Origin of the sequence: Streptomyces sp. NBC_00988, from assembly GCF_045162645.1 — a bacterium.
Classification (GTDB): domain Bacteria; phylum Actinomycetota; class Actinomycetes; order Streptomycetales; family Streptomycetaceae; genus Streptomyces.
On the sequence record NZ_CP108730.1, the window covers coordinates 10,268,527 to 10,292,229 of the forward strand.

The following is a 23,703-nucleotide window of genomic DNA, read 5'->3' on the forward strand; positions in this document are numbered from 1 at the left end:
TTCAGTCGAGCAGGCGCTCGCGCAGCCGCTCCCGGATCTCCGGGGTGATCCCGAGTCCCTGTTCCAGGTAGGCGTCCACGCCGCCCCAGGTTTCCTCGACGGTCTCGAAGGCCGTCGTCAGATACTCGGCGCGGGCGTCGAAGAGGGGGCTGAGGAGCTCCATCACCTCGGGGGAGTAGGCCGAGGCGGAGGAGCCGCTGCGGCGCACCTTGTAGCGGCGGTGCTTCGCGTTCGACTCCAGGTAGTCGGCCACGATCGCCTCGCGCTCCACGCCCACGGCGAGCAGCGTCACGGCTATCGACAGGCCCGCGCGGTCCTTGCCCGCCGCGCAGTGCATCAGCGCGGGAACACTGTCCTCCGCGAGCGAGCGCAGCACCTGGGAGTGCTCGGCGGTGCGCTCCTTGATGATCGTGCGGTACGAGGCGATCATCCGGTTCGCGCCCTTGTCGCCGCCGAGGATCTCGCGCAGCTGGTCCATCTCGCCGTCGCGGACCATCTTCCAGAACTCGGAGCCGTCCGCCGGGTCGCTCAGCGGCAGATTCACATTGCGCACACCGGGCAGCTCGACGTCGGGACCCTCCAGCTTCTGGTCCGACGCGTTGCGGAAGTCGAAGATCGTGTGCAGTCCCAGCGAGTCGAGGAACGCGGCGTCCTCCTCGGTCGCGTGCGCGAGGTGGCCGCTGCGGAACAGCACCCCGTGCCGCACCCGCCGTCCGTCCACCGTCGGAAGTCCGCCCACGTCCCGGAAATTGCGCACTCCGGACAACTCCGGCTCGGTCGACGGAATCTGCTGCGTCACGAGGACTCCTCCCACTCGGCCCGACGACGCGGCTCACCGGCGGGCACGTTCTCGACGATACGACATGGGTCCGACAGGCAATGAGTTGTCCACAGGCGTTGCCTCACAGGCCTCCCGCCGTTGATGATGTTGGCGCTTGAGCGGACTTGTTCGAATCTGTGAGGAACCTGATGCTGGAGATCGCCGAGAACGGCCGTACGTGGGTGCTGTCGGGTCCCGCGAGCAGTTACGCCGTCCATCTCACCGAGGACGACGAGCTGCTCCACCTGCACTGGGGCCCCGCGATCGCACTCGCCGACGCAGAGGAGCTCGCCGCCCGCCCGCTGCCCGTCGGCTCCTCCTTCGAGTCCCCGCTCGACGGCCGCGAGGAGTACCCCGTCGAGGGCGGCCCCCGCTTCGCACGCCCCGCCCTGTCCGTGCGCACCCCCGGGCGCCGCGGCACGGAATGGACCTTCGAGCGGTACGACACCGAGGGCGACGAACTGCGGCTGCGCTTCCGGGACACCGGCCTCGCGATCACGCTGCACTACCGGATGCGCGGCGACGTCGTGGAGCGCTGGACGAGCCTCGGCAACGACGGGGCCGAGGCGCTGGAGCTGCTGCGCGCCGACTCCGCCGTGTGGACGCTGCCCGAGCGGGAGGGGTGGCGGCTGTCGCAGCTGCACGGGCGGTGGGCCGCCGAGTCGCGGCTGGTGCGGTCCGACCTCACCTACGGTGAGAAGGTCATCGGCAGCCGGCGGGGCCACACCGGGCACCAGCACCTGCCCTGGGTCGCGCTCGACACGGACGCGACCGAGGAGCGCGGTGAGGTCTACGGCTGTGCCCTCGGCTGGTCGGGGTCCTGGCGGATCGCCGTGGCCCAACTCCCGGACGCGCGCGTGCAGATCACCGGCGGTGCCGGGTACGACGACTCCGGGCTGCTGCTCCTGGAAGCGGGGGAGTCCTTCACGACCCCCGTCTTCGCCGGCCTGTGGAGCGACGCCGGGTTTGGGGGTGCCAGCCGCACCTGGCACGACTACCAGCGGACGTACGTCATCCCGGACGCCGACCAGGACCGGCCGGTGCTCTACAACTCCTGGGAGGCCACCCAGTTCGACATCTCCGAGGAGCAGCAGGAGACGCTCGCGCAGCGCGCGGCGGCGCTCGGGGTCGAGCTGTTCGTGGTCGACGACGGCTGGTTCGGGAAGCGCACCAGCGACCGTGCCGGGCTCGGTGACTGGACCCCCAACCCGGACCGCTTCCCGGCCGGCCTCAAGCCCCTTGCCGACCGCGTCCACGCGCTGGGCATGCAGTTCGGCATCTGGGTCGAGCCCGAGATGGTCAACGCGGACAGCGACCTGTACCGCGCGCACCCCGACTGGGTGCAGCACCAAGAGGGGCGAAAGCGGACGGAGTTCCGCAATCAGCTCGTACTGAACCTCGCCCGCGAGGACGTCCAGGAGTACCTCTGGGAGCAGCTCGACGGGCTGCTCTCCAGCGCCCCGATCGACTACGTGAAGTGGGACTTCAACCGCTGCTTCACGGATGCCGGGTGGCCCGGTGACGCCTATCCGCAGCGCCTCTGGGTCGACCATGTGCGCGCGCTGTACGCCCTGTTCGACCGGCTGCGGGCGGCCCACCCGGGTGTGGCCTTCGAGTCCTGCTCGGGCGGCGGCGGCCGGATCGACCTCGGCATCCTGAGCCGCACGGACCAGGTGTGGACCTCGGACAACACCGACCCGCTCGACCGGCTGGCCATCCAGCACGGCTTCAGCCAGATCCACCCCGCGCGCGTGATGGCCGCCTGGGTCACCGACAGCCCCAACACCCAGCTCAACAACCGGGTCAGCAGCCTGCGCTTCCGTTTCGTGAGCGCCATGGCCGGAGTGCTGGGCGTCGGCGGCGACCTCTCGGAGTGGACCGAGGAGGAACTCGCCGAGGCCCGCCGGTGGGTGGATCTCTACAAGGAGATCAGGCCGCTCGTGCAACACGGTGACCTCCACCGGCTGCGCCCGCCGAGCGGTGGACTCAGCGCCGTGCAGTACGTGCGCGGCGACGAGACCGTCGTCCTCGCCCTGCTCCAGGCACAGCATTACGGCGAGCCCGTACCGGCGCTCCGGCTGCGCGGGCTCGACCCGACAGCGTCGTACGAATGCCTCGAAACGGGCGAAGTCCACCGGGGGGCCGTCCTGTTGCATCACGGCCTGCGCACCGGCCTGCGTGGTGACCTCGATGCGACAGTTATCCGCCTGCGTCGCATCTGATCCCTCTGTCCCAATTGCAGCCTTCGTTCCAACTCGCTCTGGAATAAAGGAACCTGAGAGTTGTGTACGTGAGCAGCGTCATATTCGTGACCGTGCGTCGTTCGTCATGTTCACGTAATTGACGTGCTTTTACAGGGGAATTGAGGGGTTGAGTCCTGTGGGAATTCACGGAGGGTGACGGTGAATTCCCACAGGGAAACACAAGGAACGCAAATCCGTGGAACCTCCTGCTTGTCCCTTTGCGTCTTCCTCGCTTACGTTCGCCACCAATCCGGACGGACGCCCAATCCTGCCGCCGACCGGACTCCGCACACACCCACCCGTATGCGGCAGGAGCGGGGGACCCACAGGTAAGACGCCTGTTCCGGTCTCCGGAACGGGCTTGGGGTTTAGCCGCGACCAGCGCGCGGCCGGGCATCTCCAGCCCGCACCCGACAGCTCACCTCGCAGGCGCCGGAGAGGAATTCGTCATGCCCGCGAAGGGTAAGCACCGCCGCCCGAAGTCCCAGCGACTCACCCGCTCGATGGCCGTAGCCGGAACCGGCGGCGCCGCGCTCGCCCTTCCGCTCATGGGGGCCACCGGCGCCCATGCCGCGACCACGACTTCCGCTCCGGAAAAGGCAGTTCAGTCCGTTCCGGCGGCCGAGAAGACGGTTTCTGAGAAGGCGACCGCGAAGACCGTCTCCAAGGCCTCGGGCGTCAAGACGTATTCGGTGAAGGCCGGCGACTGGCTTGCGAAGATCGCCGAGGAGCAGGACGTCACCGGCGGCTGGAAGAAGCTCTACCAGGACAACCGCGAGGCCATCGGCGGCGACCCGTCGCTGATCCACCCAGGCCTGAAGCTCTCCCTCGGCGAGAAGGCATCGACGGGCGGGACCAGCGAGACGGGCGCGAGCAAGTCGTCCAACTCGTCGACGTCGTCCGGCTCTTCGTCTTCGTCGTCCTCCTCCTCGAAGAGCGCGTCGGCCTCGCAGAGCGACGACAGCACCAGCACCAGTACTTCCTCGGGTTACACCCTCCCCGTGACCGGTGGCACCATCGGCACCGGCTACCGCGTCGCGGGCAGCATGTGGTCCAGCGGTTACCACACCGGCGTCGACTTCGTCGTCCCGACCGGCACCACCGTCAAGGCGGTCGCCGCGGGCACGGTCGTCTCGGCGGCCTACGACGGCGCCTACGGCAACGAGGTCGTCATCCGGCACGCGGACGGCGAGTACTCGCAGTACGCCCACATGTCGCAGCTGTCCGCCTCGGCCGGCCAGACCGTGACCGAGGGCCAGCAGATAGGCCTCTCCGGCGCGACCGGCAACGTGACCGGCCCGCACCTGCACTTCGAGATCCGGACCACGCCGTACTACGGCTCGGACGTGGACCCGGTCGCCTACCTCCGCTCGCACGGCGTCACCGTCGGCTGACACCGGGCCCCGACACCTGCTTCACGCAACCGAAGGCCGGACCCAGATTCTTGGGTCCGGCCTTCGGGCGTAGCAGTTCCGGGGTGAACGCCCCTGCTCAGAGGGTTATTCCGACTTTGGACAACCCTTTACAAGTGGCTTATATCACCGCCCGTCAACCCCTAAATACGATCGCGTAGGTCACATGCGAGGGTGAATTATGGTTGCCGTGGCTAACGATTCGAAGAGTGACAACAGATCAGTGATCGGGTCGTACGTGGCGGTGGGGGACAGCTTCACCGAGGGCGTCGGCGACCCAGGGCCCGACGGGGCGATGGTCGGCTGGGCCGACCGGTTCGCGGTACTGCTCGCGGACCGGCGGCCCGAGGGCGACTTCGAGTACACCAACCTGGCCGTGCGCGGGAAGCTGCTCGACCAGATCGTGGCCGACCAGCTCACCCGGGCCAAGGAGATCGGGCCCGACCTGGTCTCTCTGGCCGCGGGCGGCAACGACATCATCCGTCCGGGCACCGACCCCGACGAGGTCGCCGAGCGCTTCGAACGCGCGGTGGCCGACCTCACCGCCGCCGTCGGCACCGTCATGGTGACGACCGGCTTCGACACCCGCGGCGTGCCCGTGCTCAAGCATCTGCGCGGCAAGATCGCCACCTACAACGGACATGTGCGGGCCATCGCCGACCGGTACGGCTGCCCGGTGCTCGACCTGTGGTCCCTCAAGACGGTCCAGGACCGGCGAGCCTGGGACGGCGACCGGCTCCACCTCTCTCCCGAGGGGCACACGCGCGTGGCGCTCCGCGCCGGCCAGGTCCTCGGTGTCGAGGTCCCGGCCGACCCGGACCAGCCCTGGCCCCCGCTGCCGCCCCGCGGCACGCTCGACGTCCGGCGCGACGACGTGCACTGGGCACGCGAGTACCTGGTCCCGTGGATCGGGCGCCGGCTGCGCGGCGAGTCCTCCGGGGACCATGTCGAGGCCAAGGGCGCGCTGTCGCCGGACGACATCAAGATGCGGATCGAGCGGGTGGCCTGACGGGGCGACGCCGTAACGGGGTGCCGGGTGTGGAGGTGACCCCTCGGAGAGGTGGCTTTTTCGGGAGGTGTCTCCTCGAAGAGGCGGCTTCTTGGGGAACGACTCAGGGAGCGGTCAACGCCGCCCGCTCCAGGCCCAGTTCCCGTGCGAGTGCCTCGTCGACCCACTCCAGGGCCCGTGCCCGCGGCACCGCTCCCGCGTATGCCGTCATCTGTACGGCGAGGCCGTCCAGGAGGGCCGTGAGGCGCAGGGCTGTGGTGGCCGGGTCCGGGCAGTGGAACTCGCCCGCGGCCACGCCCTCGGCGACGACCTCCGCGAGTGCTTGTTTCCACTGCCGGTCGAGATCGCGGGTGACGTCCAGGAGGGCGGGTTCGCGCAGGGCCGCCGCCCAGCCCTCGATCCACAGCCGCCAGCCCTTGGCCTGCCCGGTCGGCGCGTACCAGCGCACCGCTGCCCGCAGTCGGCGCAGCGCGGTCGTACGGCGGTCCAGGAGCTTGTGGAGATGTGCGAGGTCGGCCTCGGCGGCGAAGGCGAACGCGGCGGCGACCAGTTTCTCCTTGGTCGAGAAGTGATAGAGCACCAGCGCATTGCTCACGCCGAGGGCCGAGGCCACGTCGGCGATCCTGACCGCCGCCACACCCCGCGCCTCGATCTGCTCGACGGCGGCCCGCAGCAACTCGGCCCGCCGTTCCACCACGCTCAACCGCACTCTCGCCACGCGGTCACCCTAATCCGTTGCCCCTAGGGGTGGTGTCCCGTACGTCACCGGTACCAGCCGAACCGTTCCGCGATGACCGGCAGCCGGTCCGCGACGATGGCGTGCGCGGCGGCGCGCGGTGTCGTGCCGTCGGCCTCCGCGCGGGCCAGCATCCGGTCGATCAGGGCGCGCATCGAACGCCGGGTGTGCGCGAACGCCTCGTCCGCGTCGGCGCCGATGTCGCCGAACAGGGTCCACCACCACCAGGCGTTCGTCCCGGAGTTCACGACCACGTCCGGCAGCACGGTGACCCCACGCGCGGACAGCAGCTCCTCCGCCTCGGGCAGTACGGGCATGTTGGCCGCCTCGACGATCCAGCGGGCGGTGATCCCCTGCTGGTTCGTGGTGTCGATCGCGTACGACACCGCTGCCGGAACCAGCACCTCCGCGTCGACGGACAGCCAGTCCTCGCCGGGGAGTTCGAGGTCGCCCGGGCGCAGCGCGGAGCGGTCAACGGTGCCGTACGTGTCCCGGGCCGCGAGCAGCGCGTCCACGTCGAGGCCGGCCGGGTTCGCGACCGTGCCCTTGATGTCGGCGACGGCGACGACCGACAGCCCCGCGCGCGTGAGGAACCGTGCCGTGGCTCCGCCCATGGTGCCCAGCCCCTGCACGGCGACCCGTGTCCCCGCGTACGGCACGCCCGCCCGGTCCAGCGCCGCGAGCACCGACTCGGCGACCCCGCAGCCGCCGACCAGCTCGTCGAGACCGATGCCGTCCACCTCGACCGCGAAGGCGTCCGCGAGCCGCCGCCGCGCCGCGGTCTCGTCGTCGAGCAGCGGATACACGGCCTGGATCGACGACACGAGCCCCGCCTCCGCGGCGGCTCGGTCGACCAGGTCCTGGGTGAGTCCGAGATCCTCACCCGTCGTCCAGAAGCTCTCGATGTACGGCCGCATGGCGCGCAGATAGCGCACGAGGAGGCCGTACGACACCGGGTCCTGGGGATCGCAGTCGATGCCGCCCTTGGCGCCGCCCAGGGGGATGTACCGGCCCTCCGGGTCGTAGTGCAGCGCCTCTTTCATGGTCATGCCCCGGGCCAGCCCCGCCACCTCGTCGAGCGTGCAGCCCGGCCGCATCCGCAGTCCGCCGCTGGACACACCGCGCACCAGCCGGTCGACGACCAGGAAGCCCTGGCGGCCGGTGACGTGGTCGGTCCAGGTGAGCGACATCAAGGGGGCGGTCATACGGGCTCCTCGGGGCGCCGGCCGACAGGGCGAGTACGGGCAGGACGAGTGCTGGAGCGCGTACCGGGCGGGCCGTGCTGAATGGCGGGTACTGAATGGCGAGTCAGTATCGGAAGAGGTGGCGTGTCCTGTCAACGGAAGGACGAGTTCCGTCCCGCGGTGTCAACCTCCGGCGCGGAACTTTGGTCTTTCCTTGGAAACCGGCCCCGATGACGCCGACGCAGCGGCGTTGTCACAGGGGTCGACCATAATGGAAAGCCTGACCGACCCGAGCTGGAGGCATCGTGACCGGATTCCGTACGCTGAGCTCCGGGCTCCGCGCGCTGCAGCCCGCTGCCTTCGGCGCGGACCCGAGCGGCGAGCGCCTGGCGCGCATCCGCAGATCACCCCACTTCAAGGACGGGGTCTTCCAGAACCCCGGGGGCAATACGAGCCTCCGCCCGTCCGGCGGCGCGATGCGCGGGATGGGGAAGTCCTACCTCGACAAGGAGCAGCGCGCCCTCCGCGCCCCCGACGGCACGCTGCCGGTGCACGCCACCACCCTCGCCGACCTGGCCAGGCCTGCCGCGACCGGGCTGCGGCTGACCTGGATGGGGCACTCCAGCGTGCTCGCGGAGATCGACGGCCACCGGGTCCTCTTCGACCCGGTGTGGGGCGAGCGCTGCTCCCCGTTCCCGTTCGCCGGACCGAAGCGGCTGCACCCGGTGCCCCTGCCGATCGCCGCGCTCGGCCCGGTCGACGTCGTGGTCATCTCGCACGACCACTACGACCACCTGGACATGCCCACGATCAAGGCGCTGGCCGACACGGACACCCTGTTCGCCGTGCCGCTGGGCGTCGGTGCCCACCTGGAGCACTGGGGTGTGTCCCCCGACCGGCTGCGCGAGCTGGACTGGCACGAGGAGACCAAGGTCGGCGGCCTCACCCTGACCGCCACCCCGGCCCGGCACTTCTGCGGCCGCGGCCTGCGCAACACCCAGCACACCCTCTGGGCCTCCTGGGTGGTCGCCGGAGACGAGCACCGGATCTACCACAGCGGCGACACCGGCTACTTCGAGGGCTTCAAGGACATCGGTGCCGCGCACGGCCCGTTCGACGCCACGATGATCCAGATCGGCGCGTACAGCGAGTTCTGGCCCGACATCCACATGACACCCGAGGAGGGCATGCGCGCCCACCTCGACCTCCAGGGCGGGCAGCCGCACGGGGTGCTGCTGCCGATCCACTGGGGCACCTTCAATCTGGCGCTGCACCCGTGGGCCGAGCCCGGCGAGTGGACCGCGGACGAGGGCGAAGCGGCCGGCCAGGCCGTGGCCACGCCGAGGCCGGGCGAGCCGTTCGAACCGGGCGGCGACCTGACGACGGACCCGTGGTGGCGGCCCTTCGGGGGAACGATCGACCACCCCTGGCGGACCCCGAAGCCGGTGGATACGGAACAGAAGCCGACGACCGCTCCGGCGGAACTGGACCTCGCGAACGAACGCTGACAGGGCGAAAAGGTCCCGTCCTGCCGGCTCTGCTCAGTCGATGACCGCGGCGGCTTCGACCTCGACCAGATGGTCCGGCACGTCCAGGGCCGCCACGCCGATCAGTGTGCCCGGCGCCATCGGCGTGCTCCCCAGCGCAGCGCTGGCCCGGGCGACCCCCTCCAGGAACAGAGGCGTCTTGGCAGGGGCCCAGTCGACGACGTAGACGGTCGGCTTCACCACGTCGTCGAAGGACGCGCCGACCGCGGCCGGCGCGGTGCCGACAGTGAGACAGCTCCGCTCGACCCGGCACGTGTGGTTGGACCCACCGATACCTCGGTCCCATCGAGGCCGCCCGCCGCCGCTTCGACGCCTGACGCGCTCGTACGCCTCCGTCGCGGTCACGTTCTGTCATGTTCCGGGGTGTGGTCGAGCATGGCCGGGATTCCGGGAAACGCCTCTGCGGCCCGCCTCTGGGTGAGGGGCGGATGCGGGCCGGAGGCGGGGCGGCATCGAACCGCCCGGCCGCCGGCGCCCGTTCGTGACCGGTTCCGATCAGGCGCGATCGGTTCTTTGTCCTTCTTCGGCGTGTGGTCGAGGGGGTTATCGGTCTGTCGTACGAGGCCTCATACCAGAGCGGGACGCTCCCCGGGGGAGTTTGTCAACTGCCCACCGCACCTGATGCGTTGACGACTACTGTGAGTGTCCGTCGGGCGACGCAGGGCCGAAATCTTCGGCTCTCTCGACCGGCACCGCGATGGCGTATGCCCGAATCGCGCACCCCGCGCGAACCAACCGGCCCGACGCACCAGTACGAGGACGCCGATGTCTCAACTCCGTGCACCGGCCGCACGCGCAGACCGCCGTGAGGGCGGCCGGCACGGGCGACCGGCCGCCCGCCCCGTGCCCGCACTGCCCGAGACGCACATACGCCCCCAACTCCTGCGCCTCGCCGTGCTGCCGCCCGTCGCGGTCGCGCTGAGCGCCAGCGCGGCCGTCCTGTTCACCGTCCGCTCCACCGGCGCGCGGACCAGCCTCACCCTCTGGGGCGTCCTCGCCGGAGCCACGTCCGTGACCTTCGCCGGCATCCTGATCGCCGCCGTCGCCGCAGGCCGTGCCGCCGGCTCCGTCAGCGACCGCATCGGCGCCCTGCGCCGCAGCAGCGCGCGTGGCGAGGCCGATCTGCGCGACCTGGTCGAGGCGCTGCGCCGCGGTGAGGGCCCACCCCTACGCAAGCCGCGCACGAAGCTCCCCGGGGACGCCGACGACTTCGACCTGCTCGCCGCCGACCTGGCGCACGCGCACGACGGCGCCGTCACCGCCGTCGTCGCGGCCGCACAGCTCTCCAGCCAGGCGGGCAGCGAACAGAAAGTCGAGGTCTTCGTCAACCTCGCCCGGCGCCTGCAGTCCCTCGTGCACCGGGAGATCTCCCTCCTCGACGAGCTGGAGAACGAGATCGAGGACCCCGACCTGCTCAAGGGCCTTTTCCACGTCGACCACCTCGCCACCCGCATCCGCCGCCACGCCGAGAACCTCGCCGTCCTCGGCGGCGCCGTCTCGCGCAGACAGTGGAGCAACCCGGTCTCCATGACCGAGGTGCTGCGCTCCGCCATCGCCGAGGTCGAGCAGTACTCCCGCGTGAAACTCGTGCCGCCGATCGACGGCACCCTGCGCGGCCACGCCGTAGCCGACGTGATCCACCTGCTGGCCGAACTCGTCGAGAACGCCACGGTGTTCTCCGCCCCGCACACCCAAGTGCTGCTCCGCGTCAACCTCGTGACCTCGGGCCTCGCCGTCGAGGTCGAGGACCGCGGACTAGGCATGCCCGCCGGCGAACAGAGCCGGATGAACGCCCTGCTCACCGACCCCGACCAGGTCAACGTCGCCAGCCTGCTGGCCGACGGCCGTATCGGCCTGTTCGTCGTCTCCCAACTCGCCCGCCGCCACGGCATCCACGTCCGCCTGCAGACCAACATCTACGGCGGGGTGCAGGCCGTACTCGTGGTGCCACAGGCCCTGTTGGGTACGGCGCCGGGCGCCCCCGGGGTCGTAGGACAGCCGCAGGACACCTTGGGCGGGGGGCATCCGCTCGTCCCGCCGCAGCAGGCTCCGCGGATCGAGGGGCACGCGCGGGGTGGGGCCGAGGGTGGTCAACTCGCCGTCGGGCAGGGCGCGTCGGCGCCGTCCGGTGCTCCTGGCACGCCGGGTCGGCATCAGCGCGGGTCGGGGTCACCGGGTCGGCATCAGCGACGGGACTCCGTACCGTCCGCCGCAGCGGGGACGGACGGCAGCGGACCGGTGCCGTTGCCCGTGCGCGGTGCCCACGCGGAACGGGCCAACCCCTCGGAAGCGGTGCCCGGCATCCGTCCCGACGACCGGGGGACCGTGGCCGAGAACATGACCGCACCGCCCGTCCCACGCGGCGGAGCGGTACGCGGCACCATGGGCAAGCCGCCCCAACTGCCCCGGCGCCGCGCCCAGGAACACATCGCCCCCCAACTCCGCGACGGCCCCACCCCCCGCCAGGACTCCGAACACCCCGCCGGCCACGACCCGGGCCTGATGGCCGCGTTCCAACGCGGGATCGGCCTCGCGGAGGCGCAGCAGCACATGGAGGCGGCCGAGGCGGCGGACGGTGTGGTGCCGTTGGACGAGGGCGAGGTGGCGTCACCGCACATGGCGTCAGACCACGTGGAGTCCGACCACATGGCGCCGGACCACATGGAGTTCCCGCACACCAACGGGGCCGACACGACCGGCGTCCACACAGGCGGTCTCTACGTGAACGCGCTCCACGCGGACTCCTCCGCCCTGGACGCGACCACCCCTGTGGACCAGCCCCACATGTCGGCAACGCACATGGGCTCCGGCTACATGGACACCGCACTCCACCGCTACACCGCTCAGCCCACGACACCGGACACCGGGACGGACCGCTTCACCCTCGCCCCCCACATGGACGCGGCCCCCATAACCGAAGCGCACGCGCATGTGCTCGGCCATGACCACGACCTCACCGCCCGGCACGACGGGAGCGCATCAGCCGGATGACCACGCACGCCCCCACCCCCACAAGCACCCCCACCCGCGCTCCCGCAGACCTTCGTACCCCAAGGAGTCGATCCACCATGGCGAGCGACGCGCCGACCGGCCATGTATCCGATCTCGACTGGCTGATGAGCGGCCTCGTGCAGCGCGTACCGCACACCACCAGCGCGGTCCTGCTCTCCTGCGACGGGCTCGTGAAGTCGGTTCACGGGCTCGACCCCGACAGCGCCGACCACATGGCCGCCCTGGCCTCCGGGCTGTACTCCCTCGGCCGTAGCGCGGGCGTCCGCTTCGGTGACGGTGGAGACGTCCGGCAGGTCGTCGTCGAGCTCGACTCGACGCTGCTCTTCGTCACCACGGCCGGCTCCGGCACCTGTCTCGCCGTGCTCGCCGGGCGGGAGGCCGACGCGGCCGTCCTCGGCTACGAGATGGCGATGCTGGTCAAGAGCGTCCGCCCCTACCTCGTGACCGCCCCCCGGCAGCACGCCGTCGAATCCCCTGCGATGAGGCCTTGAGCGTGGCGACGGCCGGCGACGGGCCTTGGTTGGACGACGCGGCCGGACGTCTGGTGCGCCCCTTCACGGTCAGCAACGGCCGTACCCGGCCCTCCGTCGCACTCGACCTCCTGTCGCAGGTGATGGCCACCGGCGCCACCCCCCTCGGCTACCTCGGGCCCGAGCACGCGCAGGCGCTCGACCTGTGCCGCGCGCCCGTCTCGGTCGCCGAGGTCGCCGCCCACCTGAAGCTGCCGGCCGCGGTCACCAAGGTGCTGCTGTCGGACCTCGTCGACTGCGGGACGCTGACCACCAAGCCACCCGAGTTCCACCACAACCCCACTGACCGGTCTCTTCTGGAGGCAGTGCTCGATGGACTACGACGACAGCTCTGACCACGAGAGCGGCCACGACCCCTTCCCCACCGCACTGAAGATCCTGGTGGCGGGCGGCTTCGGCGTCGGCAAGACGACCTTCGTCGGCGCGGTGAGCGAGATCGCGCCGCTCAGCACGGAGGAGCTGCTCACCACGGTCAGTGCCGCGACCGACGATCTCGAAGGCATCGAGAACAAGGTCGAGACGACCGTGGCGATGGACTTCGGCCGGATCACCCTCGACCCGGAACACGTGCTCTATCTGTTCGGCACGCCCGGACAGGAACGGTTCTGGTTCATGTGGGACGAGCTGTCCGAAGGCGCGCTCGGCGCGGTCATCCTCGCCGACACCCGACGGCTGGAGGAGTGCTTCGCGGCCGTCGACTTCTTCGAGCAGCGCGGCCTCGGCTTCATCGTCGCGATCAACGAGTTCGACGGCTCCTACCGCTACGACCCCGAGGAGGTGCGTGCCGCCATAGACCTCGACCCCGGGATCCCGGTCGTCCGCTGCGACGCGCGGATCTCCAGTTCCGGAGTCCAGACCCTGCTGACCCTCGTACGCCATCTCATCGCCCACGCCCCGGCACACGCGCCGAGCCATGGTGCCCACATGTGATCCCCGCACACCGCCACGGAGTTCCTTTATGCCATACGTCCACATGGACGGAGTTCGCCCATGAGCTACGACCCGCCGCGTCCGGCCGGTCGTCTGCTGCTCACGCCCGAGGACAAGGAGGCCCCTCAACGGCGGCGCCGGCTGCGCGGGTTGGGCCTGGGGGAGCACCCGGACCCGGCGCTCGACGCCTTCGCGGACCATCTGGCCGACCTGACCGGGGCGCCGTACGCCATGGTCAACTTCATCGACGAGAACCGGCAGTTCTTCGCCGGTCTGCACACTCCGGGCGGGGTGGGACTGCCCCGGCCCGTCTCGGCAGGGGAGCACGCCAAGCCCGAGGTGGGCCGGCAGTTGGCGCGTGACTATGGGTTCTGCCCCCATGTGGTGGTCCGACGTAAGGCACTGGTGCTGGAGGACGTCTGCGACTATCCGCGGTTCGCGGGCAATCCGGTCGTCGACGAGTTCGGGATCCGTTCCTATCTGGGGGCGCCGCTCATCGACTCCACGGGGATGGTGCTGGGCACGGTGTGTGTCGTCGACACCGAGCCGCGGCCGTGGGGGAAGCCGGGGCTGGAGACGATCAAATCGACGGCGGCGGAGCTGGTGGCCCGGCTCGAACTGCTCGGCGGGGGATAGCCGACCGGTCGTACAGTTGTCGTATGGGTAGGACCAGTGACGCCGGAGAGAAGATCCTCGCCGCCGGGCGGACGCTCTTCGAGGCGCGCGGCTACTCGGCGCTGGGGGTGGCCGAGATCTGCAAGGCCGCCGGAGTGCCGAAGGGCAGTTTCTACTACTTCTACGCGTCGAAGGAGGCACTCGCGCTGGCCGTCGTCGACGAACACTGGGCGGACCAGCGCCGGGAGTGGACGCGCATCCTGAGCGGGGACACCGGTGGTGCTCAACCGCTGGACCGGCTGCGGCAGTTGTTCGAGGAGACCGAGGCCGGCCAGCACGCCGTGCAGCAGGGCTGCGGCACCGTGCTGGGCTGTCTGTTCGGCAACCTCAGCCTGGAGATGAGCAATCAGACGGAGGCCGTTCGCGCGCGGCTCCAGGAGATCTTCGACGCCCAGGTCGAGATGGTCGCCGCGGTCATCGGCGAGGCGCGCGAGCGCGGGGACGTCACCGTCAACGACTCCCGGGAGGCGGCGCGTTCCGTCGTCGCGCAGTTGGAGGGCCAGGTGATGTTCGCGAAGCTCTACAACAACACCGGGCGTCTGAGCCCCCTTTGGGCCAACTGCCTGGCCCTGCTCGGGGCCCGTACTGCCTGATCAACGACCGGCGGTCCGTACGTCCCGGGCGGGCGCGGAGTGTCGTAGCGCCACCGCTCGACGGCGCGGGAAGCCGGTCCGCAGGACGGCGGCTGCGACCGCCGCGGCGAGGACCACCGCGGCGGCCAGGAGCAGGGCCGGGCGGTAGCCGTGGTGCAGGAGCGGGGCCACGGCGAGGGGGCCGAGGATCTGGCCGACGGAGTATCCGGCGGTCAACAGGGCCACCGAGCGCGGGAATCGCAACTCCGCCCCGGCGGCCAGGGCGAGCGTGCTGACGCCGATGAAGGTCGCGCCGAACAGCACCGCGCCGACCAGGGCCGCCGCGACCCCGCCGACCAGCGCGGGCAGGGCGATGCCGACCGCCTGGATCACCAGCGCCACGCAGAGCAGCCCGGGCCGCGACCAGCGGCGCCCGAGCCGTGCCCACAGCGCGGAGGACGGTACGGCGGCCAGGCCCACGAGCACCCATGCGCCGCTGCCGATCCAGCCGGGGGAACTCTGCCCGATCGCGGCGACCAGGAAGGTACCGGCGACGATGTAGCCGACGCCCTCCAGGGTGTAACTCACGAACAGGGCGCCGAACCAGGGGTCAACCGCCGTTTCAGGGGCGCCGGTTGAGGGTGCGGCCGGTGCCTCGGGCCGTAGATTCCACGCGGCCGCCGCGAGTGCCGTGGCGAGGGCGGCCGAGGACCACCACGCGACCTGCCAGTCCGCTACGGAGCGCAGGGCGAGGACCAGCAGACCGGAGAGCGCGATGCCGGCGCCCACGCCGCCGAAGCCCCAACCGGGTATGTGCGCCGGGTGGTTGCGCAGATGGCCGAGGAGCGAGCTGACCGCGACCACGAAGATCAGCGCGCTCGCCACCCCTGCCAGTAGCCGCAGCGCGATCCATGCCGTGGTGCTGTGGGTGGTGGGCATCGCGGCCAGCGTGCCGATCAGCAGGACGAACGAACCGCGCAGGGCCGCACGGGAGCGGACCAGGGCGGGGAGCAGGGTGCCGGCGAGAGCGCCGAGGAGGTAGCCGACGTAGTTGGCGGTGGCCAGGTGGGCGCCGGCGTCCGTGGAGAGCCCCGCCTGCGCGTGCATCAGCGGGAGGATCGAGGTGTAGACGAAGCGGCCGACCCCCATGCCCGCCGCGAGGGCCGCGGCGACCCGCGCCACGTGGGTCCAGGGGGACAGGAGGGAGCCCTCCGCCCGGGGTGCGGGGACCGGGGCGTAGGGGCTCATGGCGGTGAAATCCCTTGTGAGCAGGGTGAGTTACTCCGCATAGCCGGGGTCGTTCGGGTGCGGTTCCAGCGGAGTGACGGCGAAGGTCATCCACGCGTGCAGGGGCAGGGTGCCGAGCACCTTCGCGTGGAGATCCTCCTCGTCGGCGGCGCGCCAGACGCCGACGCTGCGCAGTTCGCCGACCGGGCGCCACAGCCGGGCCAGATGGCCGGTCGCGGCCAGTTCGCGGGCACGGACCGCCTCGGCGGCGCGGCGCCGGTCGACCTCTTCCTGGGCGGTGCCCTCGGGGATCGTGGTGGTGATCTCGACCAGGAACTCTCGCAGCATGATCTCGCTCCGTTCGGGCCCGCCCGGCGGGGTTTCGGGGCGCCGGACTTCCATGCCCTCATCGTCGCCCGTGACCGGCCCGGGCGCCACGACGGGCTCGCTCCCTGCTGAGAGGCCCGGCCTCCCAGCGCGCGTAGCATGACGGACGTGGAGCTGCGCCAACTGAGGTACTTCGTCGCCGTCGCCGAGGAGCTGAACTTCGGCCGGGCCGCCGACCGCCTCCTGATCGCCGGCCCCTCCCTCTCCCAGCAGATCAAGGCCCTCGAACGCGACCTGGGCGTACGGCTCTTCGACCGCGACCGCCGCTCGGTCGCCCTCACCCCGGCCGGAGCCGCCCTGCTCCCGCACACCCGTGCCCTGCTGGAGCGCGCCGACGACCTCCGGCGCCGGGCCGGGCGGCTCGCGGGCTCGGAGGCGGTGCGGCTCGGCTACGTCAACTGGCTTCCCGCGGACCTGACTTCGCGCACCGCCGGAGTGGCCCAGGTGCACGTCGACGCGTGGGTCGCGCCCTCGCACACACAGGCCGCCCGGGTCGCGGACGGCAGCCTGGACCTGGCCGTGTGCTGGGTACGGGACGAGGACCTGAAGCGGCACGGACTCCGGGCCCGGCTGCTCGGCGCGGACCGGCTGTACGCGGTGTCCCCGGGCCCCGACACCGGTGACGTGCAGGCCAGGGACACCGCCCTCCTCCTCGACGACGACACCAACTCCTGGTCGTCGTGGAACGTCTACGCCGAGCAGCTCGCGCGCGACACAGGGGCCCGCGCGGTGCCCATCTCCGACGGCGGTGTCACCGGCCCCGCGTTCTTCGACCACGTCCGCCGCAGCCGCCGCCCGGTCGTCAACTCGCCCAAGGGGCAGACCACTTCGCTGCCGTCCGACCTGGTGCGCCGCGAGATCGTCGGGCCGACGGTCCACTGGACCTGGTCGCTGGTGTGGCGCGAGGGCGAGACGCGTACGGCCGTGCTCGCCGCCGTCGACGCCCTCTGCGACGGCGTCGGCGACCTCGGGCTGCGCGCCCCCGACGCCTGGCTGCCCGAGGGCGACCCGCACCGCTGACGTGGACTGGGAGGACAGGCCTCCCAGCAACGAGGATTCCGGTCCTGGGGAAAGCGCCTCCGACCTTTGCTTTCGCTTCCCTGGGGCGCCTACTTTCTCCAATAGGCGACCGGTCGGCTAGTAATCAACGATCGACCGGGAGCACCTCAGCACCTACTTCGGAGAAGGTCGTCATGAGCACTCAGAACCAGAAGGTCGCGATCGTCACCGGTGCCTCGCAGGGCATCGGCGCCGGCGTCGTCGACGCGTACCGCAAGCTCGGTTACGCCGTCGTCGCCACCTCGCGGACCATCGCCCTCGCCGACGACGCGGACGTACTGACCGTCCAGGGCGACATCGCGGACCCGGCGACCGCCGAGCGGGTCGTCGCTGCCGCCATCGAGCGGTTCGGCCGCGTCGACACGCTGGTCAACAACGCGGGCGTCTTCGTCGCCAAGCCGTTCACCGACTACACGGCCGACGACTACGCGTCCGTGCTCGGCATCAACATGACCGGGTTCTTCCGGATCACCCAGCTGGCCATCGGGCACATGCTGGCCCAGGGCGGCGGCCACATCGTCAACGTCACCACCAGCCTGGTCGACAACGCGGACGCCCGCGTCCCCTCCGCCCTCGCCTCGCTGACCAAGGGCGGGCTGCAGTCCGCGACCAAGTCCCTCGCCATCGAGTACGCCACCCGCGGCATCCGCGCCAACGCCGTGTCGCCCGGCACCATCAAGACCCCGATGCACCCGGAGGAGACCCACACAGGCCTCGCCGGACTGCACCCGGTCGGCCGGATGGGCGAGGTGAGCGACATCGTCGACGCCGTGGTGTTCTTGGAGAACGCCCCCTTCGTCACCGGCGAGATCCTGCATGTCGACGGCGGTATGAGCGCCGGTCACTGAGAAAGGTCGACGGAGATGAACAGCACGAACGACGACGAACTCGTCCTGCGCGGTGTCCTGACCCCCTGGAAAGCGGCCGTGGACGCGCATGAACCGGAGGAAGTGGCCCGGCTCTTCACCGAGGACGCGATCTTCCAGGGACTGCACCCCTACAGCGTCGGCCGGAAGGGAATCGCCGAGTACTACGACTCCCAACCCCTGGGCATGACAGCCGAGTTCGAGATCCTCGAAACCCGTCGGCTCGCCGACGACCTCGTACTCGGTTATCTGGACACGGAGTTCACGTTCACCGACCGGCCGCCGGTCGACGTGAAGCTCGCGGTGTTGGTGAAGCGGGTGGCGGACGGGTGGTCCATCGCCCACTACCAGGTGTCGCGGCTCTGACAGCTGTGAAGGAAAGCTGCGGCACGGCTTAAGAAAACCTCGATGGACCCGGGCGCTCCGGTGGGGCAGATTGCTAACAGAATCCACTCCACCCCCCGGAACGGGCTCGTTCGACGTGCCCGCGCCCGGGACCTCACCCTCAGGAGCCGTAGCGTTGAAGGCGCTGGTCAAGGAGAAGGCGGAGCCCGGGCTGTGGCTCGCGGACGTGCCGGAGCCCGCCGTCGGACCCGGCGACGTACTGATCAAGGTCCTGCGGACCGGGATCTGCGGCACCGACCTGCACATCCGGAACTGGGACGGCTGGGCTCAGCAGGCGATCCGTACGCCGCTGGTGCTCGGCCACGAGTTCGTGGGCGAGGTCGTCGGGACCGGCCGGGACGTCGCCGACATCGCCGTCGGTGAACTGGTCAGCGGCGAGGGCCACTTGGTGTGCGGCAAGTGCCGCAACTGCCTGGCCGGGCGCCGCCACCTGTGCCGGGCCACGGTCGGGCTCGGCGTCGGACGGGACGGGGCCTTCGCGGAGTACGTCGCGCTGCCCGCCGCAAATGTGTGGGTGCACCGTGTCCCCGTCGACCTCGATGTCGCCGCGATCTTCGACCCGTTCGGCAACGCCGTGCACACCGCGCTGTCCTTCCCGTTGGTCGGCGAGGACGTGCTGATCACCGGTGCGGGCCCGATCGGCTTGATGGCGGCGGCAGTTGCGCGGCACGCGGGTGCGCGGAACGTCGTAGTGACGGATGTGAGCGAGGAACGCCTCGCCCTCGCGCGCAAGATAGGCGTGAGTCTCGCCCTGAACGTGACGGACACTCAGATCGCCGACGGTCAGAGGGAGTTGGGACTCCGCGAGGGCTTCGACATCGGTCTGGAGATGTCCGGCCGCCCCGAGGCCATGCGCGACATGATCGCCAACATGACGCACGGCGGCCGTATCGCCATGCTGGGCCTGCCCGCCGAGGAGTTCCCGGTGGACTGGTCCCGCATCGTCACCTCGATGCTCACCATCAAGGGCATCTACGGCCGTGAGATGTTCGAGACGTGGTACGCGATGTCGGTCCTGCTGGAGGGCGGCCTGGACCTCGCGCCCGTGATCACCGGCCGGTACGGACACCGCGACTTCGAGGCGGCGTTCGCGGACGCGGCGAGCGGCAAGGGCGGCAAGGTCATCCTGGACTGGACCGCGTAACTCCCATGGGGCGCGTAACTCCCTTTGGGACCGAGCAACTCCCTGTCGGACCGAGTAACTCCCTCTCGGCGAAGGAACTTTAGGAGCTTCCCCCATGTTCGACTCCGTGCGCGACGACCTCCGCACCACCCTCGACGAGATCCGCGCGGCCGGACTCCACAAGCCCGAGCGCGTGATCGGCTCCCCGCAGTCCGCGACGGTGAACGTCACCGCGGGCGGGCGCCCCGGCGAGGTCCTCAACTTCTGCGCCAACAACTACCTCGGCCTCGCCGACCACCCCGAGGTCGTCGCCGCCGCCCACGCGGCCCTCGACCGCTGGGGCTACGGTATGGCGTCCGTGCGCTTCATCTGCGGAACCCAGGAGGTCCACAAGGAACTTGAGGCCCGGCTGGCCGCGTTCCTCGGCCAGGAGGACACGATCCTCTACTCCTCCTGCTTCGACGCCAACGGCGGTGTCTTCGAAACCCTGTTGGGCCCGGAGGACGCGGTCATCTCCGACGCCCTCAACCACGCCTCGATCATCGACGGCATCCGCCTCTCCAAGGCCCGCCGCCTGCGCTACGCCAACCGCGACATGGCCGATCTGGAAGGGCAGTTGAAGGAGGCGTCGGGTGCGCGCAGGAAGCTGATCGTCACCGACGGCGTCTTCTCCATGGACGGTTACGTAGCCCCCCTCCACGAGATCTGCGACCTCGCCGACCGCTACGACGCGATGGTCATGGTCGACGACTCCCACGCCGTCGGCTTCGTCGGCCCCGGCGGCCGCGGCACCCCCGAACTGCACGGCGTCATGGACCGCGTCGACATCATCACCGGCACGCTCGGCAAGGCCCTGGGCGGCGCCTCCGGCGGCTACGTCGCCGCCCGCGCCGAGATCGTCGCCCTGCTCCGCCAGCGCTCCCGGCCGTACCTCTTCTCGAACACCCTGGCCCCCGTGATCGCGGCAGCGTCGCTCAAGGTGCTCGACCTGCTGGAGTCCGCGGACGACCTGCGCGTCCAACTCGCCGAGAACACCGCGTTGTTCCGCCGGAGGATGACCGAGGAGGGCTTCGACATCCTCCCCGGTGACCATGCCATCGCGCCGGTGATGATCGGCGACGCGGGGGTGGCGGGGCGGATGGCGGAGCTGCTGCTGGAGCGGGGGGTGTATGTCATCGGCTTCTCGTATCCGGTGGTGCCGCAGGGGCAGGCTCGGATTCGGGTGCAGTTGTCGGCTGCGCACTCTACGGAGGATGTGAATCGGGCGGTGGATGCGTTTGTGGCGGCCCGCGCGGAGCTGGACGCCTGAGTGGAACCGGAGGCCGGGAACGGCTGGAAACCTTAGGGGACCGAACAGCTTGGACATATTGCGATAATCGGTCCCATGATCGAAGCGCGGCGGCTCCATATCCTTCGTGCGGTGGCCGACCACCGCACCGTGACGGCGGCGGCCGCCGCGCTGTATCTCACGCCCTCGGCGGTCTCGCAGCAGCTGGCCGCGCTGGAGCAGGAGACCGGGCACCGGCTGGTCGAGCGTGGTGCCAAGGGCGTGCGGCTGACCCCGGCCGGGGAGATCCTGCTCAGCCATACCAATGTGGTCCTGGCTCAGCTGGAGCGGGCCGAGGCGGAGCTCGCCGCGTACAGCTCGGGTGCGGCCGGCACGGTCACCGTCGCCGCGTTCGCGACCGGTATCGCGCAGGTCGTCGCACCCGCGGTGACCCGGCTGGCCCGGCTCGCGCCCGGCATTCGTATCCGCGTCCAGGACGCCGAGGGCGACGCCAGCCTGCCGATGGTGCTGGACCGGCAGGTGGATGTCGCGGTCGCCGTCGAGTACCGCGGGGCCCCGCCCGCCGACGACCCGCGCCTGACCCATCTCCCGCTCTACGCCGAGCCGTTCGACGCGGTCGTCCCGGTCACCCACCGCCTCGCCGACGCCGACGAGGTCCCCCTCGCCGAACTGGCCAAGGACCCGTGGATCGGCCCCTACCCCGGCAACCCCTGCCACGAGGTCGTCGTCCTGGCCTGCGAGAACGCCGGATTCCAGCCCCGCCTCGAACACTCCTCCGACGATTTCCGCGCCGTGGTCGCCCTCGCCTCGGCCGACGCGGGCGTGGCCCTCGTACCCCGCTCGGCGCTCCGCGGCATGGACCTGACCGGAGTCGTCGTCCGTCCCGTCGACGGGGTGGCCCCGACCCGCCGGGTCTTCGCCGCCGTACGACGCGGCACGGAGGAGCACCCGCTGATCCGTCCGGTACTGGATGCGTTGGAAGAAGTGGCCCGGACGTAACCTCGTCTTCTCGTATTCGGGATATCGTCCCGGATGTGAGATCAGAGGAAACGGCGGCGACTCTTGACCCGGTGGACATCCGGCTCGGTGCCCGGCTCGCCGAGTTGCGCGCCCAACACGGCTGGTCCCTGGGCGAGTTGGCGGAGCGGAGCGGGGTGAGCCGTTCGACCCTGTCCCGTGCCGAACGCGCCGAGATCAGCCCCACCGCCTCCCTCCTCAACCGCCTCTGTGGCGTCTACGGCCGGACGATGTCCCAACTCCTCAGCGAGGTGGAGGCCGAACCCGCCCTGCTGGTCCGCGCCGCCGAGCAACCGGTGTGGGAGGACCGCGCCTCTGGTTTCGTACGACGATCCGTGTCACCCCCGCACACCGGGCTGCGCGGCGAACTCGTCGAGGGGCGGCTCCGGCCGGGCGCCGACCTCGCCTACGACCGGCCGCCTGTGCCCGGCCTGGAACAGCACATCTGGGTCCTGGAGGGTGCCCTCGACGTGACGGCCCAGGACACCGAGCACCACCTGGACGCCGGTGACTGTCTGCGGCTGCGGGTGTGGGGGCCGACGCGGTTCCGGTGCCCGGGTCCTGACGGCGTGCGCTACGTACTGGCGGTGGTGTTGCCGTGAAGGCGAAGGGGATGGTGACGGTCCGGGGCCTGGACTCGCCTCAACTGATCGCTGCCGTCGACGAGTTGGCCGATCTGCTGGTCGACACTGTGGACGACGGCGCCTCGATCGGGTTTCTCGCTCCGCTCGGCCGGGCGGCTGCCGTCGACTGGTGGCGGGAGCGTGCCGACGGTGTGGCCGCCGGGCGGCTCGCCGTGTGGGCGGCGCTGAGCGGTGACCGGGTCGTCGGCACGGTGAGCCTGGCCTTCCCCGACAAGCCCAACAGCCGCCACCGCGCAGAGTTGGTCAAGCTGATGGTGCACCGGGAGGCAAGGGGATCGGGGCTCGGCCGCCGGCTTCTGACCGTCGCCGAGGACGCGGCCGTCGCCGCCGGCATCATCCTCCTCCACCTCGACACCGAGACCGACAGTCCCGCCGAGCACCTGTACCGCTCGGCCGGCTGGACCCGGGCCGGCGTGATCCCGGACTACGCGGCGAGCCCGGCCGGGGTGCTGCGGCCGACGACGCTGTACTACAAGCGCGTGGGAGAGGAGAAGGGAGGCGGAGCGGACGTCGGGTCGGATGCGGAGGCGGACTTGGGGGCGAGCACTCCCACCAGGTGATTGTCAGTGGCAGCCGCTATCTTGCGAGTCATGCCGGATGCCGAAGACGTACGCCGTATCGCCCTCTCCCTCCCGGACACGACGGAGAAAACCGCCTGGAACATGCCCACCTTCCGGGTCGCCGGAAAGATGTTCGTCACCGTGCCCGAGGAGGAGACCTCCATCGCGGTGCGCTGCCCCAAGGAGGAGCGCGACGAACTGGTCCTGGCGGAGCCGGAGAAGTTCTGGGTCGCCGACCACGAGGCGGGCTTCGCCTGGGTCCGGGCCCGCCTCTCCGCGCTGGACAGCGAGGACGAACTCCGTGACATCCTCGCCGACTCCTGGCGCCAGGCGGCCCCGCCCCGACTCCTGGACGCCCACCCCGAGTTGGGCCTCCCGGCCGGGTCCGGCGACTGAAATTCCCTCGGGCGTTGTCAGTGCCGCGTGGCATCATCCGGAAGCGGGGATGGGAGCCGGG

25 protein-coding genes and 1 riboswitch are annotated in these 23,703 nt (G+C 70.7%); of the genes, 19 read left to right on the top strand and 6 right to left on the bottom strand.

Annotated elements, in window-relative coordinates; all coding sequences use genetic code 11:
• Position 1 precedes the first annotated feature (1 nt).
• The gene (locus tag OG496_RS46430) at positions 2–799 is read right to left on the bottom strand and encodes a tyrosine-protein phosphatase (RefSeq protein ID WP_405975178.1); all 798 of its coding nucleotides are present in this window, start codon (positions 797–799) and stop codon (positions 2–4) included.
• A gap of 170 nt (positions 800–969) precedes the next feature.
• On the opposite strand from OG496_RS46430, the gene OG496_RS46435 reads away from it, so the two are divergent.
• The 3 genes from OG496_RS46435 to OG496_RS46445 all read left to right on the top strand — a co-directional run bounded on the left by OG496_RS46435 (position 970) and on the right by OG496_RS46445 (position 5,484).
• Positions 970–3,042, top strand: a complete 2,073-nt coding sequence (locus OG496_RS46435) for an alpha-galactosidase (RefSeq protein ID WP_405975179.1) — start codon at positions 970–972, stop codon at positions 3,040–3,042.
• Between the two features lie 303 nt (positions 3,043–3,345).
• A riboswitch (cyclic di-AMP (ydaO/yuaA leader) is annotated at positions 3,346–3,508 on the top strand.
• A 4-nt stretch (positions 3,509–3,512) separates the two neighbouring features.
• Positions 3,513–4,457: a peptidoglycan DD-metalloendopeptidase family protein gene (locus OG496_RS46440; protein ID WP_405975180.1), complete on the top strand. Its 945-nt coding sequence runs from the start codon at positions 3,513–3,515 to the stop codon at positions 4,455–4,457.
• A gap of 241 nt (positions 4,458–4,698) precedes the next feature.
• On the top strand, positions 4,699–5,484 hold the full coding sequence (locus tag OG496_RS46445) for an SGNH/GDSL hydrolase family protein (protein WP_366492157.1): 786 nt from the start codon (positions 4,699–4,701) through the stop codon (positions 5,482–5,484).
• Between the two features lie 103 nt (positions 5,485–5,587).
• Here the strand turns inward: OG496_RS46445 and OG496_RS46450 are convergent, their stop codons facing one another.
• Positions 5,588–6,202 (bottom strand): TetR family transcriptional regulator C-terminal domain-containing protein, encoded by a 615-nt coding sequence (locus OG496_RS46450; protein WP_405975181.1) that lies wholly within the window; start codon positions 6,200–6,202, stop codon positions 5,588–5,590.
• Between the two features lie 44 nt (positions 6,203–6,246).
• A complete protein-coding gene (locus OG496_RS46455; RefSeq protein WP_405975182.1) occupies positions 6,247–7,425 on the bottom strand; it encodes a Glu/Leu/Phe/Val dehydrogenase dimerization domain-containing protein in 1,179 nt (392 codons plus the stop codon).
• 284 nt (positions 7,426–7,709) lie between these two features.
• Between OG496_RS46455 and OG496_RS46460 the strand changes: the two genes are divergently transcribed.
• On the top strand, positions 7,710–8,912 hold the full coding sequence (locus tag OG496_RS46460; RefSeq protein ID WP_405975183.1) for an MBL fold metallo-hydrolase: 1,203 nt from the start codon (positions 7,710–7,712) through the stop codon (positions 8,910–8,912).
• A gap of 33 nt (positions 8,913–8,945) precedes the next feature.
• Here the strand turns inward: OG496_RS46460 and OG496_RS46465 are convergent, their stop codons facing one another.
• Complete coding sequence (locus OG496_RS46465; RefSeq protein WP_405975184.1) at positions 8,946–9,296, bottom strand: Rid family hydrolase; 351 nt, start codon at positions 9,294–9,296, stop codon at positions 8,946–8,948.
• A 420-nt stretch (positions 9,297–9,716) separates the two neighbouring features.
• Between OG496_RS46465 and OG496_RS46470 the strand changes: the two genes are divergently transcribed.
• From OG496_RS46470 to OG496_RS46495, 6 genes are all read left to right on the top strand, one after another.
• Complete coding sequence (locus tag OG496_RS46470) at positions 9,717–11,942, top strand: ATP-binding protein (protein WP_405975185.1); 2,226 nt, start codon at positions 9,717–9,719, stop codon at positions 11,940–11,942.
• 77 nt (positions 11,943–12,019) lie between these two features.
• Positions 12,020–12,454, top strand: a complete 435-nt coding sequence (locus OG496_RS46475) for a roadblock/LC7 domain-containing protein (RefSeq protein WP_019069670.1) — start codon at positions 12,020–12,022, stop codon at positions 12,452–12,454.
• A gap of 2 nt (positions 12,455–12,456) precedes the next feature.
• Positions 12,457–12,828 (top strand): DUF742 domain-containing protein, encoded by a 372-nt coding sequence (locus OG496_RS46480; RefSeq protein WP_327406991.1) that lies wholly within the window; start codon positions 12,457–12,459, stop codon positions 12,826–12,828.
• Positions 12,806–13,423 carry an ATP/GTP-binding protein gene (locus OG496_RS46485; protein ID WP_366492029.1) on the top strand — a complete coding sequence of 206 codons (618 nt, stop codon included), beginning with the start codon at positions 12,806–12,808 and terminating at the stop codon, positions 13,421–13,423. Before OG496_RS46480 ends, OG496_RS46485 begins: the two co-directional genes overlap by 23 nt.
• 60 nt (positions 13,424–13,483) lie before the next feature.
• On the top strand, positions 13,484–14,059 hold the full coding sequence (locus OG496_RS46490; RefSeq protein ID WP_366492028.1) for a GAF domain-containing protein: 576 nt from the start codon (positions 13,484–13,486) through the stop codon (positions 14,057–14,059).
• Positions 14,060–14,082: 23 nt separating this feature from the next.
• Complete coding sequence (locus OG496_RS46495) at positions 14,083–14,691, top strand: TetR/AcrR family transcriptional regulator (RefSeq protein WP_405975186.1); 609 nt, start codon at positions 14,083–14,085, stop codon at positions 14,689–14,691.
• On the opposite strand, the gene OG496_RS46500 is transcribed toward OG496_RS46495, so the two are convergent.
• Positions 14,692–15,918: a YbfB/YjiJ family MFS transporter gene (locus OG496_RS46500; protein WP_405975187.1), complete on the bottom strand. Its 1,227-nt coding sequence runs from the start codon at positions 15,916–15,918 to the stop codon at positions 14,692–14,694.
• A 30-nt stretch (positions 15,919–15,948) separates the two neighbouring features.
• A complete protein-coding gene (locus OG496_RS46505; RefSeq protein WP_366492156.1) occupies positions 15,949–16,242 on the bottom strand; it encodes a muconolactone Delta-isomerase family protein in 294 nt (97 codons plus the stop codon).
• A gap of 141 nt (positions 16,243–16,383) precedes the next feature.
• Here OG496_RS46505 and OG496_RS46510 point away from each other — a divergent pair, with 141 nt between their 5' ends.
• From OG496_RS46510 to OG496_RS46550, 9 genes are all read left to right on the top strand, one after another.
• Positions 16,384–17,304: a LysR family transcriptional regulator gene (locus OG496_RS46510; protein WP_405975188.1), complete on the top strand. Its 921-nt coding sequence runs from the start codon at positions 16,384–16,386 to the stop codon at positions 17,302–17,304.
• Positions 17,305–17,477: 173 nt separating this feature from the next.
• Positions 17,478–18,191: an SDR family NAD(P)-dependent oxidoreductase gene (locus OG496_RS46515; RefSeq protein ID WP_405975189.1), complete on the top strand. Its 714-nt coding sequence runs from the start codon at positions 17,478–17,480 to the stop codon at positions 18,189–18,191.
• A gap of 15 nt (positions 18,192–18,206) precedes the next feature.
• Positions 18,207–18,575 (top strand): YybH family protein, encoded by a 369-nt coding sequence (locus tag OG496_RS46520; RefSeq protein ID WP_405975190.1) that lies wholly within the window; start codon positions 18,207–18,209, stop codon positions 18,573–18,575.
• Between the two features lie 154 nt (positions 18,576–18,729).
• Positions 18,730–19,758: an L-threonine 3-dehydrogenase gene (gene tdh / locus OG496_RS46525; RefSeq protein ID WP_405975191.1), complete on the top strand. Its 1,029-nt coding sequence runs from the start codon at positions 18,730–18,732 to the stop codon at positions 19,756–19,758.
• A 94-nt stretch (positions 19,759–19,852) separates the two neighbouring features.
• Complete coding sequence (locus tag OG496_RS46530) at positions 19,853–21,046, top strand: glycine C-acetyltransferase (RefSeq protein WP_405975192.1); 1,194 nt, start codon at positions 19,853–19,855, stop codon at positions 21,044–21,046.
• A 75-nt stretch (positions 21,047–21,121) separates the two neighbouring features.
• The gene (locus OG496_RS46535; RefSeq protein WP_366492020.1) at positions 21,122–22,024 is read left to right on the top strand and encodes a LysR family transcriptional regulator; all 903 of its coding nucleotides are present in this window, start codon (positions 21,122–21,124) and stop codon (positions 22,022–22,024) included.
• Between the two features lie 35 nt (positions 22,025–22,059).
• Entirely contained in the window at positions 22,060–22,644 is a 585-nt protein-coding gene (locus tag OG496_RS46540; RefSeq protein WP_405975193.1) for a helix-turn-helix domain-containing protein, read from the top strand.
• Between the two features lie 11 nt (positions 22,645–22,655).
• The gene (locus OG496_RS46545) at positions 22,656–23,246 is read left to right on the top strand and encodes a GNAT family N-acetyltransferase (RefSeq protein WP_405976838.1); all 591 of its coding nucleotides are present in this window, start codon (positions 22,656–22,658) and stop codon (positions 23,244–23,246) included.
• A gap of 30 nt (positions 23,247–23,276) precedes the next feature.
• On the top strand, positions 23,277–23,642 hold the full coding sequence (locus OG496_RS46550; protein ID WP_366492018.1) for an MmcQ/YjbR family DNA-binding protein: 366 nt from the start codon (positions 23,277–23,279) through the stop codon (positions 23,640–23,642).
• The last annotated feature ends 61 nt before the right edge of the window (positions 23,643–23,703 follow it).

Coding starts and splice junctions, on each gene's coding strand:
- OG496_RS46435 (WP_405975179.1), top strand. CDS start 970: ATGCTGGAGATCGCCGAGAACGGCCGTACGTGGGTGCTGTCGGGTCCC.
- OG496_RS46440 (WP_405975180.1), top strand. CDS start 3,513: ATGCCCGCGAAGGGTAAGCACCGCCGCCCGAAGTCCCAGCGACTCACC.
- OG496_RS46455 (WP_405975182.1), bottom strand. CDS start 7,425: ATGACCGCCCCCTTGATGTCGCTCACCTGGACCGACCACGTCACCGGC.
- OG496_RS46470 (WP_405975185.1), top strand. CDS start 9,717: ATGTCTCAACTCCGTGCACCGGCCGCACGCGCAGACCGCCGTGAGGGC.
- OG496_RS46475 (WP_019069670.1), top strand. CDS start 12,020: ATGGCGAGCGACGCGCCGACCGGCCATGTATCCGATCTCGACTGGCTG.
- OG496_RS46485 (WP_366492029.1), top strand. CDS start 12,806: ATGGACTACGACGACAGCTCTGACCACGAGAGCGGCCACGACCCCTTC.
- OG496_RS46490 (WP_366492028.1), top strand. CDS start 13,484: ATGAGCTACGACCCGCCGCGTCCGGCCGGTCGTCTGCTGCTCACGCCC.
- OG496_RS46495 (WP_405975186.1), top strand. CDS start 14,083: ATGGGTAGGACCAGTGACGCCGGAGAGAAGATCCTCGCCGCCGGGCGG.
- OG496_RS46500 (WP_405975187.1), bottom strand. CDS start 15,918: ATGAGCCCCTACGCCCCGGTCCCCGCACCCCGGGCGGAGGGCTCCCTC.
- OG496_RS46510 (WP_405975188.1), top strand. CDS start 16,384: ATGACGGACGTGGAGCTGCGCCAACTGAGGTACTTCGTCGCCGTCGCC.
- OG496_RS46515 (WP_405975189.1), top strand. CDS start 17,478: ATGAGCACTCAGAACCAGAAGGTCGCGATCGTCACCGGTGCCTCGCAG.
- OG496_RS46520 (WP_405975190.1), top strand. CDS start 18,207: ATGAACAGCACGAACGACGACGAACTCGTCCTGCGCGGTGTCCTGACC.
- OG496_RS46530 (WP_405975192.1), top strand. CDS start 19,853: ATGTTCGACTCCGTGCGCGACGACCTCCGCACCACCCTCGACGAGATC.
- OG496_RS46535 (WP_366492020.1), top strand. CDS start 21,122: ATGATCGAAGCGCGGCGGCTCCATATCCTTCGTGCGGTGGCCGACCAC.
- OG496_RS46545 (WP_405976838.1), top strand. CDS start 22,656: ATGGTGACGGTCCGGGGCCTGGACTCGCCTCAACTGATCGCTGCCGTC.
- OG496_RS46550 (WP_366492018.1), top strand. CDS start 23,277: ATGCCGGATGCCGAAGACGTACGCCGTATCGCCCTCTCCCTCCCGGAC.